Consider the following 20415-nt stretch of genomic DNA (forward strand, 5'->3'; position numbering starts at 1 on the left):
TGACACGCAATTATTCTTCGGCGACCAAATCGAGGTAGTCGTCGCTCCACAAATCTTCGTCGCCGTCGGGCATCAGCAGCACGCGCTCGGGGTTGAGCGCCTTGACAGCGCCTTCGTCGTGGGTGACCAGAATGATAGCACCCTCGTACTTGGCGATGGCCTTGAGAATCTCGTCGCGTGAAACCGGGTCGAGGTTGTTGGTCGGTTCGTCGAGTAGCAGCACATTGGCGCGCGAAGTCACCAACGTCGCCAGCGCAAGCCTTGTCTGCTCGCCGCCGGAAAGCACCTTGGCCGGTTTGAACGCATCATCACCGGAGAAGAGGAAGCTGCCGAGGATGGAACGGGCATGGGTGTCGTCAAGGTCAGGGGCGACGTGCTGCAGGTTCTCGAGCACAGTCGCGTCCATCTCCAACGTGTCGTGCTCCTGGGCGAAGTAGCCGATCTTGCAGCCGTGGCCGTAGATGACTTCACCGGTGTCAGGCTTATCCTCGCCGGCCAGAATGCGCAAAGTTGTTGTTTTGCCCGCGCCGTTATAACCCAGGATGACCACACGTGAGCCTTTGTCGATGGCCAGGTTGATGCCGGTGAAGACAATATTTGAGCCGAAGGCTTTGGAAATTTCCTTGGCCATGATTGGCGTTTTGCCGCAGGGCGCCGGTTCGGGGAATCGGATGTCCGCGACTTTCTCCTGTCGCTCGGCCTCGCTGGTTTCTGAAAGCAGCCGTTCCGCGCGACGCATCATGTTCTGTGCTGCGACAGCCTTCGTGGCCTTGGCGTGCAGGCGGATGCCTTGCTTCATCAGACGTGCAGCCTTCTTTTCTGCAACTTCGCGTTCGCGGCGGCGACGCTCCTCGTCGACCACGCGCTGCTTTAGGTAGGCCTTCCAACCTAGCGAATACATGTCAATCTGAGCGGTCTGCGCGTCCAGATGCCAGACTTTGTTCACCACTTCGTCCAGCAGCTCGGTGGAGTGGGAGATAACGAGGAACCCGCCTTCGAACCGCTTGAGATAGCCACGCAGCCATTCGATGGAATCCGCGTCCAAATGGTTGGTCGGTTCGTCGAGAATCAACGTATCGGCGTCGGAGAACAGGATTCGTGCCAGCTCGATACGACGCTTCTGACCGCCGGAAAGCGTGCCGATTGGCTGTTGCATCGTCTCGTTGGGGAGACCGAGGCTGGCTGCCATGGAGATGGCCTCGGACTGCGCCGCGTAGCCGCCGGCCTTGTCGAACGCCTGCATGGCCTTGTCGTACTTATCCATAGCTTTTTCCATGACCTTCGGGTTCTCGTTGGTCATTTCCTTTTCGGCCTTGCGCATGCGCTTGATAATGCTGGCGATATCGCGTGCGCTCATCATACGGTCCAGCGCGCTCTGTTCAGGGTCGTCGGCGTGCGTGTCCTGTGGCAGATAGCCGAGCTTGCCGGAAACGCGGACCTTGCCGGCCGTGGGGAGCAGGTCTCCGGTGATGACGCGGGTCAGTGTGGTCTTGCCGGCGCCATTACGTCCAACGAGGCCGATCTTGTCGCCCTTGCTCACATGAAAATCAGTGGGATTGAGCAGTGTCCGTGCCCCGATCTGAATTTCCAGCCCTTGCGCCTCGATTGCCATACCTTATTACCTGTCCTGTTGCTATCACGAAATTCCGGCCAAATATACCAACATGCCATCATAGCGACACGTCTGCTTTTGTTGAACCAATAAGGTGTAGGGCGTAATTGAATGGTGGCATAACCTTGGGTTTCAGCCAATAACTAAGTTATGAAATGATATCGGTATTTGTTGGTTGATGCTTAAGGGTAAGTACTGGATTCGACCAACACGATGGATAATCGAACAATTGTTCGAACCGTCCACTATGATGGGTTATCCTACAGAGAAGCATTTGGTATTAAGCGGAGGTAAGCATTGGCAACAGCATCGGCGGCGCATAAATCCAAGGGAACTGTGGAATCGTCGGCAAGCGTTGTGGCGCAGAAGTTGATGGACAGCGATTCGTTCCTGTCCCAGGAGATTGCGAAGGCGCCGCTGCGTAAGACAGACAGTTCGCTGGTGGCGGATATCTCGCATATTCCCAGCGATTTGAAGATCACGATTCAGGGCGCTCGCGAGCACAACCTGAAGAACATCGATCTTGCCATTCCGCGTAACCGTATGGTGGTATTCACCGGACTTTCTGGTTCCGGCAAGTCCTCCTTGGCGTTCGATACGTTGTTTGCCGAAGGGCAGCGTCGTTACGTTGAGTCGTTGAGCGCTTACGCCCGCCAGTTTCTGGGACAAATGGACAAACCTGATGTCGATTTCATCGAAGGTCTGAGCCCGGCCGTTTCCATCGACCAGAAGACCACGAACCGCAACCCGCGTTCCACGGTCGGCACCATCACCGAGATTTATGATTATCTGCGTCTGCTGTTCTCGCGTACCGGAATCCCGCATTGCCCGGTCTGCGGTGAGGTGGTCAGCGCCCAGACGCCGCAGCAGATGGTCGACACCTTGATGAAGAAGCCGAAAAAGACCCGCTTCCAGATTCTGGCACCGGTTGTTCGCGGGCGCAAGGGAGAGTTCGAGGATCTGCTTGAGCTGCTGCGCGGAGACGGATACTCGCGTGCACTGATCGACGGCGAGATGCGTCAGCTTTCCGACGATATCAAGCTCACCAAGCAGAAGAAGCACACCATTGAAGTCGTGGTCGATCGTCTGGTCATCAAGGATGGCATCCGCCAGCGTCTCACTGATTCCATCGAAACCGCCTTGAAACTGGCCAAGGGAATCGTGGTCATCGATTACGTCGATCTGGACGAGAAAGACCCGAACCGACGTGAACCGTTCAGCGAGAAACGTTCGTGCCCGAATGGCCATCAGCTGGAACTTGACGAGATCGAACCACGAACGTTCTCCTTCAACGCCCCCTACGGTGCCTGCCCCGATTGTGACGGCATCGGCTACAAGCTCGAGATTGACCCTGAACTGGTCATTCCCGACCCGGACAAATCGCTCAACGAGAACGCCATCGAGCCTTGGGGCATGACCAAGGGCACCGGCGAATACTACCGCCATGTGCTTGAGGGGTTGGCCGAGGAGATGGGATTCAGCCTCGATACCCCATGGAAGGATCTGCCCAAGAATATCCAGCACGCCATCATGTATGGCCACGACTTCAAGGTCAAGGTCTCCTACCGCAACCGGTGGGGCAGGCTTCGCGAATACAGCACCGGTTTCGAAGGCGTCGTGCGTACGCTCATGCGTCGCCACGACGAGACTGATTCCGATCAGATGAAATTATATTACGAGTCTTATATGCGCGAGGTACCGTGCCAGACCTGCCAAGGCAAGCGTCTGCGTCCCGAGGTGTTGGCGGTCACCGTTGACGGTAAGTCCATCGCCGACGTGTGCGATATGCCCGTGGAACGCAGCCTCAAATGGATTCGGTCGCTGAGACTCGAAGGCTCCGCCGCTCTGATTGCCGGCGAGGTGCTAAAAGAGATTCGCGCACGCCTTGGTTTCATGAACGATGTCGGTTTGAACTACCTGACGTTGTCTCGTGCCGCCAAAACGCTTTCCGGCGGCGAAGCACAGCGCATCCGTCTGGCGACGCAGATTGGCAGCGGCCTTGTTGGCGTCATGTATGTGCTTGACGAGCCGTCCATAGGTTTGCACCAGCGCGATAACGAACGTCTTATCAAAACGCTGCACCACTTGCGAGATCTTGGCAATACGCTGATTGTGGTCGAACATGATGAGGAGACTATCGAAAAGGCTGACTGGCTGGTCGACATTGGCCCCGGAGCCGGCGAAAAAGGTGGCGAAGTCGTTTATTCCGGTCCCGCAGCGCACGTGGTTGACGCGCCTCGTTCCATCACCGGTGACTACATCGCTGGCCGTCGCACGATTGAAGTGCCCAAGAAGCGTCGCAAAACCGACAGGAACCGGCAGCTCAAGGTCATCGGGGCACGAGAGAACAATCTAAAGAATATCAACGTTTCGATTCCTCTTGGTGTGATGACCTGCATCACCGGCGTTTCCGGATCCGGCAAGTCGACGTTGATCAATTCGATTCTTTATCCTTCATTGGCTGACAAGCTAAACGGCGCACGAATCGTACCTGGCAAGCACACGCGAGTCGAGGGCATCGAGCAATGTGACAAGGTCATCCACGTCGATCAGAACCCGATCGGCCGCACGCCGCGAAGCAATCCTGCCACCTATACGGGTGTGTGGGACAAGATTCGCCAGCTTTTCGCCAAGACCCCCGAGGCGCAGGTTCGCGGTTATGGCCCAGGTCGTTTCTCGTTCAATGTGAAAGGAGGCCGTTGCGAGGCCTGCCACGGCGACGGCACCATCAAGATTGAAATGAACTTCCTGCCTGATGTCTACGTGGAATGCGAGGAATGCCACGGCAAACGCTATAACCGCGAGACTCTCGAAGTGAAATACAACGGCAAATCGGTTGCAGACGTACTCAACATGCCTATTTCCGAAGCGGCCGACTTCTTCAAAGCTTACACGGGTATCTCCCGTTACCTCGATACGTTGGTTGATGTCGGTCTGGGCTATATCCGTCTTGGCCAGCCCGCCACCACGCTTTCCGGCGGTGAATCGCAGCGCGTCAAGCTCGCCACCGAATTGCAGCGCCGTTCCACCGGCCGTACGGTCTATATCCTCGACGAACCGACCACTGGTCTGCATTTTGAGGACGTGCGCAAGCTGCTGCAGGTCCTGCAAGGTCTGGTTGACAAAGGCAACACGGTCATCGTCATCGAGCACAATCTCGACGTGGTCAAATGCGCCGACTGGATCATCGATCTCGGACCCGAAGGCGGCGACGGCGGCGGCACCATCGTCACCCAGGGCACGCCGGAACATGTGGCCAAATGCGAAAAGAGCTGGACGGGCAAGTATCTAGGCCCTATGCTCAGCTGAGTTGCAATGAAGGTGGTAGCTGAAGGGATCGGAAAGGCGGATATTGGCGGTAATGGCAGAGGAACACGGTGGTGAAGTGACCACAGGCTGGCGCAAGACGGCTCAGGCGGATGCCGGCAAGTCGAAACGTCTGCTGGGGGACACCCGCGACTTGTTCCGTCCCGAAACCAGCGAAATTCCCACTGATCCGGGCGTCTACAAATGGCGTGACGGAGATGGCAGGGTCATCTACGTCGGCAAGGCCAAGAACTTGCGCAACCGTCTCACCTTCTATTTCCAGCCGTTGAGCGAGTTGCACCCGCGTACGCAGAACATGGTGCTCACCGCTCGAAGCCTTGAATGGACGGTGGTCGCCACCGAGCTCGAGGCGCTCACCCTCGAATACACATGGATCAAGGAATTCGATCCAAGATTCAATGTCGTATTCCGTGATGACAAGACCTATCCCTATCTGGCCGTTTCTCTGGGTGAAAAGTACCCGAGGGTATGGGTGACGCGCAACCGTAAGCGCCGAGATACACGGTATTTCGGACCATACGTCAAAGCGTGGGATTTGCGTCAAAGCCTCGATAAGCTGCTCAAGGCTTTTCCGGTGCGGACCTGCACGAAGACCGTCTTCAACCGTGCCAAACTGACCAATCGACCTTGCTTGCTGGCATCCATCGGAAAATGCTCGGCACCGTGTGTCGGAAGAATCAGTGAAAAGGATCACCGTCGGATGTGCGAGCGTCTGGTCGGTGTGCTCACCGGTCGTTACGGCACATCCTTTATTGCAGGTCTGACCCGTGAGATGAAACAGGCCAGTGACGATATGGAATTCGAGAAGGCCGCACGTCTGCGGGACCAGATCTCCATGCTTAAAACCATGTCCGAGCAGAATGCGGTCGTCTTCGACTCTGACGTGGACGCTGACGTATTCGGCATGGAATCCGATGAGCTGGAAGCCTCTATTCATGCGTTCTTCGTTCGTTCCGGTTCCATCCGTGGCGAACGTAACTGGAGCGTCAAACGAGTCGAGGACATCGACGATGCCGATCTCATCGCCGATCTCATCACGCAGGTCTATTCCGACATGATGGAGGAGACTGAGAGTCAGGCCAATGTCCCGTTGAACCTTCCTAGCAATGGTGAGGAATTGCTGGAACAGGACGGCGAGGCCGCCAAGGATTCGGGCGATCTAGATGAAAAAAGTTCTGCCCCCATTCCAGCCTCTTTGCCCGCCGATAGCGCGATTGACATCGTCGAGCGCCGTGATGCATTGGGAGCGACCCAAAGCATCACGGCCACCGACAGCCTTTCGCGCGCCCAGGCGACGCGTGTTCGCCGGGAACGTCGGATGCAGACAGGCAGGAGTGATTTGCTGGCGCCGATTTCGCCGGTTCCCAGAGAGGTATTGGTTCCTATCGAACCGGCTAGGCGCGACGAGCTTGAGGAATGGCTCAGCGGTTTACGTGGTGCTGCAGTAAAAATCCGTGTGCCCAGTCGTGGTGAGAAGAAGGCTCTGATGGACCGAGCCGACAGCAATGCCAAGCAGGCGTTGCAACGCAGCAAGATGAGCCGTATCAGCGATATCGGCGCCCGTACGCAGGCGATGAACGATGTGGCCAAGGCGCTGGGGTTGAATGAATCGCCGTTACGCATCGAAGGCTACGATATCTCCAACACCATTGGCGGTATCTATCAGGTCGCTTCGATGGTCGTCTTCGAGGATGCCATAGCCAAGAAGTCCGAATACCGCCGTTTTGCCATACGTGGTAAGGACGGCAAAGGTGCGCTCGACGATTTGAGCGCTATGTACGAGACTCTCACCCGTAGGTTCCGCCACGGCAACATCGCCGGCGACACCGGCGAGAGCATGGACAATGAGAAACGCGTCGAGCAGGCTAAGGAGACATCACAAAGCCAATCGGCTCAATCAGTAAACATCGCTTACGCGCAAGTAACTAAAAAAGATTCCGATATATCTTTGCAATCACCAGTACAGAACGAGCCGCAGCCATTAGCCGCAGCCGATGATAACCTCAATCAGCTTTCGACAAACCAAAATACAAAGTCTGAAGCGAACGGCTTGACCAGCGCTGATGCCGTTGTCCAGCAAGACACGCATCCGCGTCACTTTGCATACAAACCTAACCTCATAGTGGTCGACGGTGGTAAACCACAGGTCGAAATCGCAGCCAAAGCCCTCAAAGACTGCGGCGTCGACGATGTGGCTGTTTGCGGCCTGGCCAAAAGGCTCGAAGAGGTTTGGATTCCGGGGGAGGACTACCCACTTATCCTCAAACGCCAGTCTGAAGGCATGTATCTGCTCCAGCGCGTGCGCGACGAATCCCACCGTTTCGCCATCACTTACCACCGCAAGTCTCGACGCAAAGGCGCCTTGCGCTCCGCCCTCGACGATATCCCGGGCATCGGCGAAAGCTACCAGAAAAAGCTTTTGCGCGCTTTCGGTTCGGTAAAAGGCATCCGCAAGGCCAGTCTAAAGGACTTGGAAGGCGTCAAAGGAATCGGGAAAGCCAAAGCCGAAGCTGTATACACTGCACTCCACAAGGATTCCGATGGAGCAGAGGCTTCATCGGTGACCGAATCCCGGACAAATTGAGTATCCAAAACCGGAAAACATCCTATAAACAAGTCAGGGAAATAAGTCAGACCTAACAAGTAGACAACAATCCTTGAGATTGACAGAAGGAGCATCAACCAATGGCCAACGAGATACATCATCGCTGTGCTGTTTTGGGCAAGCCCATAGCTCATTCGCTTTCGCCTGTGTTGCATAATGCGGCCTACAAGGCTCTCGGGCTCGACGATTGGCATTATTCGCGGGCTGAAGTCGGCGAAGACGATCTCGATAGTTTTCTTCAAGGCTTGGATTCGAGTTGGGCAGGGCTGAGCCTGACCATGCCGTTGAAACGGACAATCCAACCTTACGGGTCTCCATCCGATACTTGGTCTCGGAAGCTTCTTGTGGCCAACACCGCTGTGTTCGATTGGTCGAAAGCGGCAGCAAAGCCGGATATCAAGCTTTACAATACCGATGTCGAAGGCATCGTAAAAGCCTTTTCTCATTGCTGGCAGCTTTCTGAGCGCGAGAAGTCTGGGTGCAAGAAGCTTCAAACAGAAAAGTCGACGCAAGCCATTATTTCCGATATATCTAGCAAGGCGAATACCGAAAAACCGCAAAGTCTTGGAACAAAAGCCGTCATTCTTGGTAATGGTAATACAGCGCTTTCCGCTTTGGCGGCCTTTACGGAAATCGAAGTTCCCGGCACAGGTGCCGTAACTCAAGTAACAGTATGTGCCCGGCATCAGCATGACAATGACCCGATGAGGCAGCTTGCCGATACGCAAGATAGGCTTCAATACGCGCAAATTTTGCTTTCTCAAGCTCCCAAATATCTGACAGAAGCCGATATCGTCATCAACACCATACCGGCGCATGGAGCCGACGAGACGGCAGAAAAACTGGCGGCTACCCTCACTGGTTCCGAGAACGTTTTGTCGGGGAAAACCCTTCTCGACGTGGTCTACGACCCACGTCCGACCAAGCTTATGCAGATTTGGCAGAAAAACGGAGGGGCCGCCATTGGAGGCGAAGAAATGTTGCTCTATCAAGCTATAGCCCAGGTAAGGCTGATGACGGTAGGGGCGCATATTATAGGAACGACAGATTTTGAGCAGGCGATGAGAAGCGCCTTACAGGAGGCACTGTGATTTCGGAAACGCAAGGACCGGACGGCACCGGAAACAAGGTCGAAAAGACGGCCCCTGCACCCAATTCCAATGATACGAAAGACGAAGTATCATCAAAAGATGATAACAACAAACCCAGTCCCGCCAAGGAATTCGAAGTCATGCTCATCACCGGTATGAGCGGTGCCGGCCGTTCCCATGCCGCAGATTGCGTTGAGGACATGGGTTGGTATGTGGTCGACAACCTTCCTCCGAAACTTCTGATTCCGCTGGTTGATATGATGACCTCGTCCGGTTCCAAGGTCCACAAGCTCGCAGCCGTCATCGACGTGCGTTCCCGCAGTTATTTTGATGATCTTTCCGCTGTCTTAAGCCACTTGGATGATTTGGGCGTGCGTACATACATCCTTTTCCTCGATGCCAGCGACAAAGTGCTTGTGCAACGTTACGAGTCGGTTCGTCGTCCTCATCCGCTGCAACATGGCAATCGCCTCATTGATGGCATTCGTGAGGAACGTGAACTGCTTTCCAACCTCAAGGAACGGGCCGACACTGTCATCGATACCTCAAGCCTCAGCATCCATCAGCTTTCGACGAAACTGTACGAGGCTCTGCTTGGCAGCGGTGCGAAAACTGTTTCCGTCCACATCTTCAGTTTCGGCTTCAAATACGGGATTCCGCTTGATGCTGATTTCGTCGCTGACGTAAGATTCCTGCCCAATCCGTATTGGGTGCCGAGCCTTCGTGAACTCAACGGCAACGATAAACCGGTAAGCGATTATGTCCTTTCCAACGAAAGCGCGAAGGAATTCCTGGATGCCTATGAGAAGGCCATCATGATAGCCATCAAAGGTTACGCTCAGGAAGATAAGCATTATGTCACAATAGCTGTTGGATGCACTGGCGGGCAGCACCGTTCCGTCGCCATCGGCAATGAGCTGGCGCAACGGTTCCGTGCCCATGGGCTGAGCGTGACAGTATCCGCGAGGGAGTTGCACCGCCATGAGCGACGATAGGATTGGCCGTGGTTGTCGATCATTCGCAACCAATGATTGGCGATGTTGTGTAATTAAAAACACAAAATAGGCAAGTGAATGTAAAACGATGGATTCTTGTCCAAGTCATTCGCTATCACAGATAGCCGTGGCATTGCGTGAGATAACTCCGTTTAATGTTCCAATTACACTTACATGAAGAACGGGAAGTAGGAGGTTGGGCTTTGGCTCTTCTGAACGAGGTCAAAAGTGAGCTGGCAAGCGTGGAGACGGATTTGCCGGCCGCGAAGATGGCGCAAGCTGCGACGATGATGCGGTTTGGGGGAGGTCTGCGTCCCGTCGGCAACAAAGCTGTCATTCGTGCACAGTTCGACTCGCTTGAAGCGACCGAATGGCTTCGCAAGACCATCGCACATTATTTTCAGCGCGAAGCTAAAGTAACCAAGGTCAGCAGACAGACTCCCAATGGCATCGTTCAGCGTTACGATTTGCTGGTCGAACGCGGTGCGACTGCACTGGCCCTGCAGACCGGCTTGCTCGATCGTCGTATGCATCTGGTCGAAGGTCTTCCGGCAGAGGTGATCAGCGGCAATATCGCCCAGGTGAAGGCCGCTTGGCGTGGTGCATTCCTCGCCCGCGGCATGATTTCCGACCCAGGCAAATCCAGCTATCTTGAAATCATTTGCCCGTCGCACGAGACGGTGACGGCGTTGCAGGGTGCGGCCCGCAGGCTTGGCATTTCTGCACAGGCGCGTAAGGTCCGCAGTTCTGAGCGCATTACACTTCGTGATTCCGATTCCATCGAACGCATGCTGATGCTGATGGGGGCCCCGCATTCGGCGCGAGAATGGACCGGCAAACGTACGGATGGCGAAGCTCGAGGCAAGGCTAATCGCCTCGCCAATTTCGACGATGCGAATATGCGTCGCAGCGCCAAAGCCGCTGCAGAGGCTACTCAGAAAGTCAAACAGGCCTTCGAAATCCTTGGTGATGATATCCCTGAAAACCTTAAGGCTGCGGGCGATCTGAGGCTTCAGCACACGGATGCCAGTCTGGAAGAGCTGGGACGCCTGTCGAACCCTCCGATCACGAAGGATGCTATTGCTGGTCGTATCCGTCGTTTGCTGCAGTTGGCGGCCAAAATCAAGCGCGCGCAGGAGCAGCGACAAGAAGAATAGCCCGAATGACGAATAGCAGTGAGCCGCTCTCGACCCCGATAGTTCTTGCCTAGCTAGTGATAATAATTACAAAGTTTGGCTGTTTTAAGGCTCGAAGATAGCACTAAATTGTTTGCAAGATAAGTGATGTTAGCGCTCACAATTCAATTGTTTTTTCTGGGCTATTGTGTGCTCAAAATGGCGTTCTTGTTGGGCGAGGACGGTACCATTGCAAGTGACATAGGTCACAACTTTGTACTCTTACCTGGCCGGGAAAAATGATTTTTCGGCTGATAACGGTTATCAAGGAAAGGATACCAATGAGGACACTCAAGGATTTAGGAGATCTGAAAGGCAAGAAGGTTCTTGTCCGCGCTGATTTCAATGTGCCGCTGAAGGGCACCACCATCACCGATGACGGCCGTATCCGCGCCGCGCTGCCCACGATCGAGGAACTGCGTGCCGATGGTGCAAAGGTCATCCTGATGGCCCACCTCGGCCGTCCGAAGGGCAAGGTCGTTCCTGAGCTTTCGCTGGCACCTGTCGCGAAGCGCCTAGGCGAGCTGCTCGGCGTCGACGTGACGCTGGCCAACGACACCTACGGCCCGGACGCACAGGCCAAGGTCGCCGCCATGAAGGACGGCGACGTTGTGCTGCTGCAGAACGTTCGTTACAACCCCGAAGAGACCAGTAAGGACGATGCTGTGCGTGCCGGCTATGCCAAGAAGATCGCCGCTTTGGGCGACGTCTTCGTTTCCGACGGCTTCGGCGTTGTGCACCGCGCACAGGGCTCGGACTACGATGTGGCCGCCGATCTGCCGAGTGCAGCCGGCAAGCTCATCGAGAAGGAAGTCAAGGCGCTGTCCCGCGCCACTGAGAACCCGGAGCGTCCGTTCACCGTCGTGCTCGGCGGCTCGAAGGTCTCCGACAAGCTCGGCGTTATCGAGAACCTCTTGAAGAAGGCCGATCGTCTGCTGATCGGCGGCGGCATGGCCTACACGTTCCTCGCAGCCAAGGGCTACGAGGTCGGTACCTCCCTGCTCGAGTCCGATCAGATCGAGACTGTCAAGGGTTACATGGATGAGGCCAAGAAGAACGGCGTGGAGCTCATTCTCCCCGTCGACGTTGTGGTCAACAAGGGCTTCCCTGACGGCAACACCCCGGTCAATCCGCAGGTTGTCGATGCCGACAAGATTCCTTCCGACATGATGGGCCTCGATATCGGCCCGAAGACCCAGAAGCTCTTCCACGACAAGATTGTCGACTCCAAGACGGTAGTCTGGAACGGCCCCGCAGGCGTGTTTGAGGTCGAGCAGTTCCAAGCCGGTACGAAGGCTGTCGCCCAAGGTATGGTCGACGCCACGGCCAAGGGGGCTTTCACCATCGTCGGTGGCGGCGATTCCGCTTCCGCGGTGCGTAACCTCGGCTTCCCGGAGGATGGCTTCTCTCACATCTCCACCGGTGGCGGCGCTTCCCTCGAGTTCCTCGAAGGCAAGACCCTTCCTGGACTCAAGGTGCTTGAGTAATCGATTCAAAACCGTTGGTGGTGTGGCACTTCAAAGGTGAGTAGCCGAGATGCGCTACACTACTAACAGGAATGTTTGCGGACATGCCGTTTGGTATGTCCGCATTCTTTTTGCAAAAAGGGTTGCCGTAACTCTCATTAGGGGAATCGTTGCGGCGGCTTGAGCAGATAAACCGTAATTCCGTGGTTGGGAAGGAAAGCAATGTCCTCTGCACGTATTCCATTGGTGGCTGGCAATTGGAAGATGAATTTCGATCATCTCGAAGCCACGTATTTCGTGCAAAAACTTGCGTGGCTCCTGCGCGACGCCCATTTCGACTACAAACGTGTCGAAGTCGCATTGATGCCGACGTTCACTTCGATTCGCAGCGTTCAGGTTTTGGTCGAAGCCGACAAACTCAAGATCAACTATGGTGCGCAGACCGTTTCGGTGACCAACCAAGGGGCGTTTACCGGTGACGTCAACGCCGATATGCTGGCCCAGCTCGGATGCAAATATGTCATCGTCGGCCATTCGGAACGCCGCAAATACCATCCCGAAGACGATGCCAACATCGTCGATCAGGTTCGTGCCGTGTTGACGGCCGGCATGCAGCCCATTCTCTGCGTCGGTGAAAGCATGGAAGAACGTCGCAAGGGCATCGAGCTTGATTTCGCAGTAGGCCAGGTCCACGATGTCACCCGTGACCTTTCCGACGAAGAAGCAGCCAAACTGATTATTGCCTATGAACCTGTCTGGGCCATCGGCACGGGCCTCGTGGCTACCCCAGAAAGCGCTCAGGACGCAGCCAAAGCCATTCGTAGCAATCTCCATGAGACCTTCGGGTCCAAAGTCTCCGACATGGTTCGTATTCTTTATGGAGGTTCTGTCACTTCTAAGAACGCAGTAGAGCTCATCAGCCAGCCCGATGTCGACGGATTCCTTATCGGCGGTGCTTCGCTCGACGCGGACGAACTTGCCAAGATCTGCAGGCTCACGCTGAAAACCGTGACTTCTTCCCGTTGAATTAACGAAGCATTATCGGCAATGAATGGAACGTTTTCCGTACTTTGAGGTATACTTATTAACTAGTGTTTCGAACTGGAGGTTCAACTGTGTCGACAATGGCAATCGTCAAGCTGGTTCTGCAAATCATCCTTGTTATCTTCAGCATTCTGTTGACGTTGCTGATTCTCATGCACAAGGGCAAGGGCGGCGGCCTTTCCGATATGTTCGGCGGTGGTCTCACCCAGAACGCAGGTACCTCCGGAGTGGCAGAAAAGAACCTGAACCGTTGGACGATTATCATCGCTCTCCTCTGGGTTGCTATCATCATCGCCTTGGGACTGATGACGAAGTTCAACTTGATTAAGTGATTATTTAGAAGTTTTAGATATGCGTTTCATGGTAGGTTTCATGAAACGCATTTTTGTATTTTACGATGTTATGTATTTAAAAACGATTCGACAGTAGTAACGGGAAAACGAATATGACGAATACCGACCTGTCAAGCGGTGGCAAGCTGCTCGTGGTTGACTTGGACTTGACTGCGCTGTGTGGTGACGAATACAGGGGCCGCTGGCTTTCTGAACGTAGCGAGAAAGCCTTCGCAGCGGCTCGGAAAGCAGGTAATGTGGCCATGGTGGCGACGGCCAGGCCGCCAATGACCGCCTTTGAGTTGGTCCAACGTATTGGCGCTTCGGCGTGTGCATACCATAATGGTGGTGTTGTCGATTTGGATTGCGAGCATTCTTCTTTGAAAGAACTGAGTGATGACCAGAGTACCGGGAATAGCAATATTTTGCGGTTCGGTGTTCCTGTTGAGCGTTGCATTGAGGTTTGTCACGAATTTCTAGAGCACATTCCGAGTCTTAGGATCGGCATCGAATTCAATGACATTCGCTATACAAATTTTGATTTGACGGATGTTTGGCCGGCTCAAGAATATCAACTGACAGACTTCAGCGATATGCCATCAGGTATGGCACAAAAGATTATGATGTTCCCAACGGAAGATCAGCGTGAAAAGGTCAGGTCGTTGGTTCCGGATGACATGGCTCTGCTAATCTCAGAAGATGTTCTTTGGCTGCTGATGAATCCCGAAGCTACGAAACGCAACGCAATGAACTTGGCCTGCCAGCACTTTGGCATATCGCTTTCGGATACCATCGCATTCGGCGATGACCTGATTGATATGGATCTATTGCAACACGCAGGTCGTGGTGTGGCAGTAGCCAATGCAAAGCTGGAAGTCAAGGCCATCGCAGATGAAGTCTGCCCGTCAAATAACGATGACGGTGTAGCCCAGTGGATTGAAAAGCATTTGTAAGTCGTTTTGGCTGATTCGTTAATGAATGCCTTTCGGCGAAATATCGGAAACGGATAAAATAGGTAATAGAATGTGCTAGTTCGGCAAACGAATGAAACGAAAAATTTGGTAGTGATATCCTAACGATTCAAAATGCCTGTACTGATTGATAAGACCATAGTGTTGCTGAACATAATGGTAGGTAAAAGGGGAGTAGTTATATGGCTGTGCAGCCTGAAGCATATACGGTTGTCAAAGGGGAAGGGCTGCCTATTATCATCGCCCATGGCATGGGCGTGGATCATCGTTCTCTGATGATGCTTGATGACGCATTTTCCGAAGGCACGCAACGGATTTATATGGATTTGCCGGGTTATGGACAGACTCCAGCGTTACCGGGCATCGGGGGATTGCCGGAACTCGCCGAGTGGTTCACAGATACAGTCAATGTGTTAGTTGGCAACCAACGTTTTGCGATGCTTGGCAATTCTATGGGTGGCGCGTTGGTTCGGGACACTCTTTCCCGTGAACCAAGACGTGTCGCGGGCATTTCCTTGATTGCTACTGTTGTCGATCCCGTGATTTCGCATCGTCATTTGGCCGAGCATGTCATTAGTAATGCCAATCCCGACTTGACCCACAATCTTCCGCAGGACAAGGTCATCGATTTCGTCACTATGGGTGTCAACCAGTCCTTCGACGCCTGGCGGCGTTACCAGCGTTATATCCTACCTGGAACCAAGCTCTGCAATCGAGATGCCAACACTAAGCTGGGCCAGCGCTACTGGCTCAATGGCGACCCAGAACAGCGTTTGGGAACCTACACCGGCCCTACGCTCATCGTCACCGGCAAAGAGGACCAGGTGGTCGGCTACGTTGACCAAAAGGCTCTACTACCGCACTATCCAAACGCCGTTTATAAGGTCATAGATCCAGCCGGTCACAACATCCACATCGATCAACCGGAAGCTGTCAAGACCCTCCTCGCTGAGTGGTCCACCAAGCTTTTGAATTCATAACTTATTAGTTTATTTAATATAAATGGAGCTCACGGATAAGAAATATATCCGTAAGCTCCATTTATTACGACTCCCGGTTAAGGGAATTAGCCTCAGCCGTTGACGCGGTCGATACCAGCCTGGGTGTCGGCGAGGACCGAATCCCAGGAGGCGATGAACTTGGCAACGCCGTCGGCTTCGAGCTGATCGGTGACATCCTTGATGTTGATGCCGAGAGCGGCGAGCTTGTCCATTACGGCTTGGCTCTCCTCATAGGTGCCTTCGATGCTGGGCTTGCCGTCACCGTGATCGGCGAGGGCGTTGAGCGTCTTTTCCGGCATGGTGTTGACAACGTCAGGAGCGACAAGCTCGTCAACATACTTGCAGTCGGAGTATGCGGCGTTCTTGGTGCCGGTGGAGGCCCACAACGGACGCTGCGCCTTGGCGCCCTTGGCTGCCAGCGCAGGCCAGCGAGGATCGTTGGCGAACTTGTCTTGCCACATCTTGTAGGCGAGGCGGGCATTGGCCACAGCGGCCTTGCCTTCCAGAGCCTTGGCCTCAGGCGAACCGTTGGCTTCGAGCAGCTTGTCCACGGCGGTGTCGACGCGAGATACGAAGAACGAGCCGACGGAAGCCATCTTGCTCAGATCGTGACCGTTCTTGGCGGCTTGTTCCATGCCGGCAATGAAGGCATCCATGACCTGGTTATAGCGCTCGAGAGAGAAGATCAGCGTCACGTTGACGGAGATGCCCTTGGCGAGCGTGGCGGTGATGGCCGGCAGACCTTCGAGGGTTGCCGGAATCTTGATCAGTGCGTTCGGCCGATCGACCATCTTCCACAGCAGCTCAGCCTGCTTCTCGGTGTTCTCGGTGTCGTGAGCCAGGCGAGGATCGACCTCGATGGACACGCGGCCATCAACGTAATCGGTCTTCTCAGCGACTTCGCGGAAGATATCGGTGGCGTTACGCACATCGGTGGTGGTCAGCGCGCGCACGGCATCCTCGACGTTGATCTTGCCGAGTTCCTTGAGCTGTTCGTCGTACGGGCCGACCTGAGCCAAAGCCTTCTGGAAGATGGACGGGTTGGTGGTCACACCGACGACGTTCTTATCCTTGATGAGTTCCTGCAGATTGCCGGAGGTGATGCGGGTGCGATCAAGGTCATCGAGCCAGATCGAGACGCCGGAATCGCTAGTGCGCTGTGTTGCTTCTGTCATATTTTCTCCTTATTCCAATATTGGTATTGGAAAGTTTTGTTATTTCAAGCGATGCAATCATTCGCGATTATCACAGTTTCGTGAGACTGGCAAATAACCGCATCGCTTATATATAGTTGAGGTCTGACCTCAGGCACGAGCCTCTTCGATGGAGGCTTCGGCTGCTTCGACCACGTGCTCGGCAGTGATGCCGAGGTCGATCATGTTCTGTGCACCGTCGCCCTGCAGTCCGAAACGCTCGATGGAGATCGGCTTGCCGTAGGTGCCGAGGTACTTGTACCAAGGCTGGGCGACGCCGGCCTCGATGGAGACGCGGGCCTTAACGGACTTCGGAAGCACGGCTTCCTTATAGTCGTCGTCCTGTTCCTCGAACCATTCCATGGACGGCATGGAGACCACACGGGCCTTCACACCCTTGTCGGCGAGGGTCTTGGCACCTTCGACGGCCCACTGGACTTCGGAACCAGTGGCCATGATGATGACATCGGGCTCACCGTCTGTGTCGACGAGGATGTAAGCGCCCTTGCGCACCCCGTCACGCGCCTTTTCGGCGGTTTCGGGGAGAGTCGGCACACCCTGACGGGTGAGGATCATCGCGGTCGGCAGGGTGTTCTTCTTTTCGAAGAAGTAGCGGTAAGCCTCGGCGGTTTCGTACTCGTCGGCAGGACGCACGACTTCCATGTCAGGCATGGCGCGGAAGGCAGCGAGGTGCTCGATCGGCTGGTGGGTCGGGCCGTCTTCGCCAAGAGCCACGGAATCGTGGGTCCAGACATAGAGGTTCGGAATCTTCATCAGCGCGGCGAGACGCACGGCTGGACGCTCGTAATCCGAGAACTGGAAGAAAGTGCCCCCGAACGGACGGGTGTCGCTGCCAAGCAGGATGCCGTTGGTGATGGCGCCCATAGCGAACTCGCGTACGCCGAAGTGCAGCTGACGGCCATACTTGCTGGCTTCTGGCCAGGTGCGGGTCTCATCGGCCTTGGGGCCGAAGGTCTCTGCGCCGTCGATGTCGGTCTTGTTCGAGCCTGCGAGATCGGCAGAGCCGCCCCACAGTTCGGGCATGACCTTGGCGATGGCGTTGATGACCTGGCCGGAGGACTTACGGGTGGCGTTCTTGTCGCCGGCGGCGAAGCTCTTTTCGAGTTCGTCGATGGCCTCGTCGAAGCCTTCGGGCAGTTTGTGTGCCTTGATGCGGTCATAAAGCTTGGACTGCTCGGGGTTGGCCTTGCGCCAGGCGGCGAGCTTCTCGTCCCATTCCTTGTGAGCTTCCAGTCCACGGTCGGCAACCTTACGAGCGTGGGCGAGAGCCTCTTCGTCGACGGGGAAGTCAACATCTGGGTCAAAGCCGAGAACCTTCTTGAGGCCGGCGACGGCTTCCGGGCCGAGCTTGGAGCCATGCGCGGATTCGTCGTTGGTCTTGCCGGGGGTCGGCCAGGCCATCAGGGTGTCTACCTTGATGAACTTCGGGCGGTCGGTGACCTTTTCGGCCTTGTCGAGCGCAGCGGCGAGGGCTGCGGTGTCTTCCTTGTAGGAACCGTCAGGCTGGACGAAGCTGACTTCGTCGGTGTACCAGCCGTAGGCCTCATAACGCTTGAGGATATCCTCGGAGAAGGTGAGCTTGGTGTCGCCTTCGATCTGGATGTGGTTGGCATCGAAGATGACGGTGAGATTGCCGAGACGTTCGTTGCCGGCGAGTGAAGAAGCTTCCGAGGAAACACCTTCCTCGACATCGCCTTCGCCGCAGATAACCCAGACCTTGTGGTCGAAGGGCGAGGTTCCTGCGGGGGCATTCGGGTCGAGCAGGCCGCGTTCGAAACGCTGGCCGTAGGAAAAACCGACAGCCGAAGCAAGACCTTGGCCGAGTGGGCCGGTGGTCATTTCGAGTCCGGGGGTCAGGCCGACTTCAGGATGGCCTGGAGTGCGCGTATCGGCGCCACCACGGAAATACTTGAGATCGTCGATGGTCAAGCCATAACCGGAGAAGTAAAGCTGAACGTACTGCGTCAGCGAAGCGTGTCCGCCGGAGAGGATGAAGCGATCGCGACCGTCCCAGTGGGGGTCGTTCGGATCGTGCTTGATGTAATGCTGATAAAGTGTATAGGCGATTGGAGCCAGGGAAATGGGGGAGCCTGGGTGGCCGCTGCCAGCCCGTTCAACCGCGTCCGCGGAGAGCACCTTCGCCATCTTGACGGCGCGCTCATCCAAATCCGACCAAGTGAAATCGGTCATAGGTGTATACTTTCCTTCCAATATTCTGGATGCCGCAAACGCGGCCTATTCCGCGCTGCAGAGCACCCTCACATTGCTCTTTCATGCTAACTTTAAGAGCCGACGAAAAGTAAGGTTTTGAACATCTTTGGTATGTTTTGTTATGTTAGCGTTCACGTAAACAAACCCTTCCAATCTGGTCGAATTTTCTGAGAGTGGAAGTATTAGCACTCTCTGGCCAAGAGTGCTAATACTTTGATATACTTATGAATAATTGAGCATCACTTTGAGTATCGAAATGACCATGGAAGGAGGACCGATGACACAGTCAAGACGCATGCTGGTGCTGAGGGCCGTGGTCGAGGATTATATTCGTTCGCAGGAGCCGGTGGGATCGACGGCTTTGACGCGGGCGCACGACTTGGGGGTAAGTTCGGCAACCATTCGCAATGACATGTCGGTATTGGAAGAAGAAGGGTATCTGATTCAGCCGCATACCTCGGCTGGTCGTATTCCGACCGAACGCGGCTACCGCTATTTCGTCGACCGTCTGGCCTCTGTCGTTCCCCTTTCGGAGGCGCAACGCAGAGGGATCACTACGTTCTTGTCAGGTTCCGTAAGCCTGTCGGACACTCTGCAGAGAGCTGCGCGCCTTCTGGCCAATATCACCGGTCAGGTTGCGGTGGTATCTTCCCCGGCACTTTCAAAGTCAAAACTTCGTCATATCGAGATCGTCCCGTTGAACGCGGTTACGATGTTGGCCGTCATCATCACCGATTCAGGTTCGGTGGCCCAACATACCTTTACGCTGAGGCAGCTACCGGATGCAGTCGAGTTGAACAGGTTCTCAGAACTAGTCAACGCACAATGCATGGATATGCCGTTGGTGCAGGCCGCTCGACGCATTCGCACCATCACCAAAGCTTCCGAATACAGTTCGATGCGTTCGTTGGGGGAGAGCCTGGCTAAGACCATGGAATCGATGGCCCACGACGAAGGCTCCGGGCAGATGTATATGGCAGGAACCTCACAGCTCGCTCATAAGCAATCCCATATCGATCTCGCGCCTTTGTTCGACGCGTTGGAGGAACAGGTCGTCATCATGCGTTTGATGAGTGATTTGAGCGAGGAGAACGAGGATGTTGGTGTGGCCATCGGCTCTGAAACGAGGACACCAGGACTTATCCATGCCTCGGTCGTCTCTTCGGGGTACGGAAGCAGCGAAACGGAGGGGAGAACCGATAATGACGAAGGCAAGGATGATGTTCCGGAAGCAGGTTCGCATCCCGTTGCTTTCGTCGGTTCCATCGGCCCAACCCATATGGATTATGAGACGACGATCACCGCAGTGCGTGCCGTCGCCAGATATCTGACAGACCTGATAGCCAGGGACGAGGCGGCCTAGTATTCCAA

General features: G+C 55.1%; 14 protein-coding genes. 11 read left to right on the top strand and 3 right to left on the bottom strand.

Annotated features, from left to right (window positions below; translation table 11 throughout):
- Window positions 1-10: 10 nt before the first annotated feature.
- Window positions 11-1612, bottom strand: a complete 1602-nt coding sequence (locus OZX70_RS04400) for an ABC-F family ATP-binding cassette domain-containing protein (protein WP_277182017.1) — start codon at window positions 1610-1612, stop codon at window positions 11-13.
- Window positions 1613-1984: 372 nt separating this feature from the next.
- Here OZX70_RS04400 and uvrA point away from each other — a divergent pair, with 372 nt between their 5' ends.
- The 10 genes from uvrA to OZX70_RS04450 all read left to right on the top strand — a co-directional run bounded on the left by uvrA (window position 1985) and on the right by OZX70_RS04450 (window position 15598).
- Window positions 1985-4921 (top strand): excinuclease ABC subunit UvrA, encoded by a 2937-nt coding sequence (gene uvrA / locus OZX70_RS04405; protein WP_277182104.1) that lies wholly within the window; start codon window positions 1985-1987, stop codon window positions 4919-4921.
- A gap of 76 nt (window positions 4922-4997) precedes the next feature.
- Window positions 4998-7523 carry an excinuclease ABC subunit UvrC gene (uvrC, locus tag OZX70_RS04410; protein ID WP_348519439.1) on the top strand — a complete coding sequence of 842 codons (2526 nt, stop codon included), beginning with the start codon at window positions 4998-5000 and terminating at the stop codon, window positions 7521-7523.
- 101 nt (window positions 7524-7624) lie between these two features.
- Window positions 7625-8635 (top strand): shikimate dehydrogenase, encoded by a 1011-nt coding sequence (locus OZX70_RS04415; protein ID WP_277182019.1) that lies wholly within the window; start codon window positions 7625-7627, stop codon window positions 8633-8635.
- Window positions 8635-9630, top strand: a complete 996-nt coding sequence (gene rapZ / locus OZX70_RS04420) for an RNase adapter RapZ (protein ID WP_277182105.1) — start codon at window positions 8635-8637, stop codon at window positions 9628-9630. The genes OZX70_RS04415 and rapZ overlap by 1 nt, the downstream gene beginning before the upstream one ends.
- A 203-nt stretch (window positions 9631-9833) precedes the next feature.
- Complete coding sequence (gene whiA, locus OZX70_RS04425) at window positions 9834-10787, top strand: DNA-binding protein WhiA (RefSeq protein WP_277182020.1); 954 nt, start codon at window positions 9834-9836, stop codon at window positions 10785-10787.
- A 299-nt stretch (window positions 10788-11086) separates the two neighbouring features.
- The gene (locus OZX70_RS04430) at window positions 11087-12292 is read left to right on the top strand and encodes a phosphoglycerate kinase (RefSeq protein ID WP_277182022.1); all 1206 of its coding nucleotides are present in this window, start codon (window positions 11087-11089) and stop codon (window positions 12290-12292) included.
- A gap of 201 nt (window positions 12293-12493) precedes the next feature.
- Entirely contained in the window at window positions 12494-13297 is an 804-nt protein-coding gene (gene tpiA / locus OZX70_RS04435; RefSeq protein ID WP_277182023.1) for a triose-phosphate isomerase, read from the top strand.
- A 98-nt stretch (window positions 13298-13395) separates the two neighbouring features.
- On the top strand, window positions 13396-13647 hold the full coding sequence (gene secG, locus OZX70_RS04440) for a preprotein translocase subunit SecG (protein WP_277159235.1): 252 nt from the start codon (window positions 13396-13398) through the stop codon (window positions 13645-13647).
- A gap of 113 nt (window positions 13648-13760) precedes the next feature.
- Window positions 13761-14600 carry an HAD hydrolase family protein gene (locus OZX70_RS04445; protein WP_277182024.1) on the top strand — a complete coding sequence of 280 codons (840 nt, stop codon included), beginning with the start codon at window positions 13761-13763 and terminating at the stop codon, window positions 14598-14600.
- A gap of 200 nt (window positions 14601-14800) precedes the next feature.
- Window positions 14801-15598 (top strand): alpha/beta fold hydrolase, encoded by a 798-nt coding sequence (locus tag OZX70_RS04450; RefSeq protein ID WP_277182025.1) that lies wholly within the window; start codon window positions 14801-14803, stop codon window positions 15596-15598.
- Between the two features lie 92 nt (window positions 15599-15690).
- Here the strand turns inward: OZX70_RS04450 and tal are convergent, their stop codons facing one another.
- On the bottom strand, window positions 15691-16794 hold the full coding sequence (tal, locus tag OZX70_RS04455) for a transaldolase (RefSeq protein ID WP_277182027.1): 1104 nt from the start codon (window positions 16792-16794) through the stop codon (window positions 15691-15693).
- Window positions 16795-16923: 129 nt separating this feature from the next.
- Complete coding sequence (gene tkt, locus OZX70_RS04460) at window positions 16924-19023, bottom strand: transketolase (protein WP_277182028.1); 2100 nt, start codon at window positions 19021-19023, stop codon at window positions 16924-16926.
- Window positions 19024-19321: 298 nt separating this feature from the next.
- Between tkt and hrcA the strand changes: the two genes are divergently transcribed.
- Complete coding sequence (gene hrcA / locus OZX70_RS04465; protein ID WP_277182029.1) at window positions 19322-20407, top strand: heat-inducible transcriptional repressor HrcA; 1086 nt, start codon at window positions 19322-19324, stop codon at window positions 20405-20407.
- Window positions 20408-20415: the final 8 nt, after the last annotated feature.

The organism is Bifidobacterium sp. ESL0732 (assembly GCF_029395535.1).
In the GTDB taxonomy this organism is placed as follows: domain Bacteria; phylum Actinomycetota; class Actinomycetes; order Actinomycetales; family Bifidobacteriaceae; genus Bifidobacterium.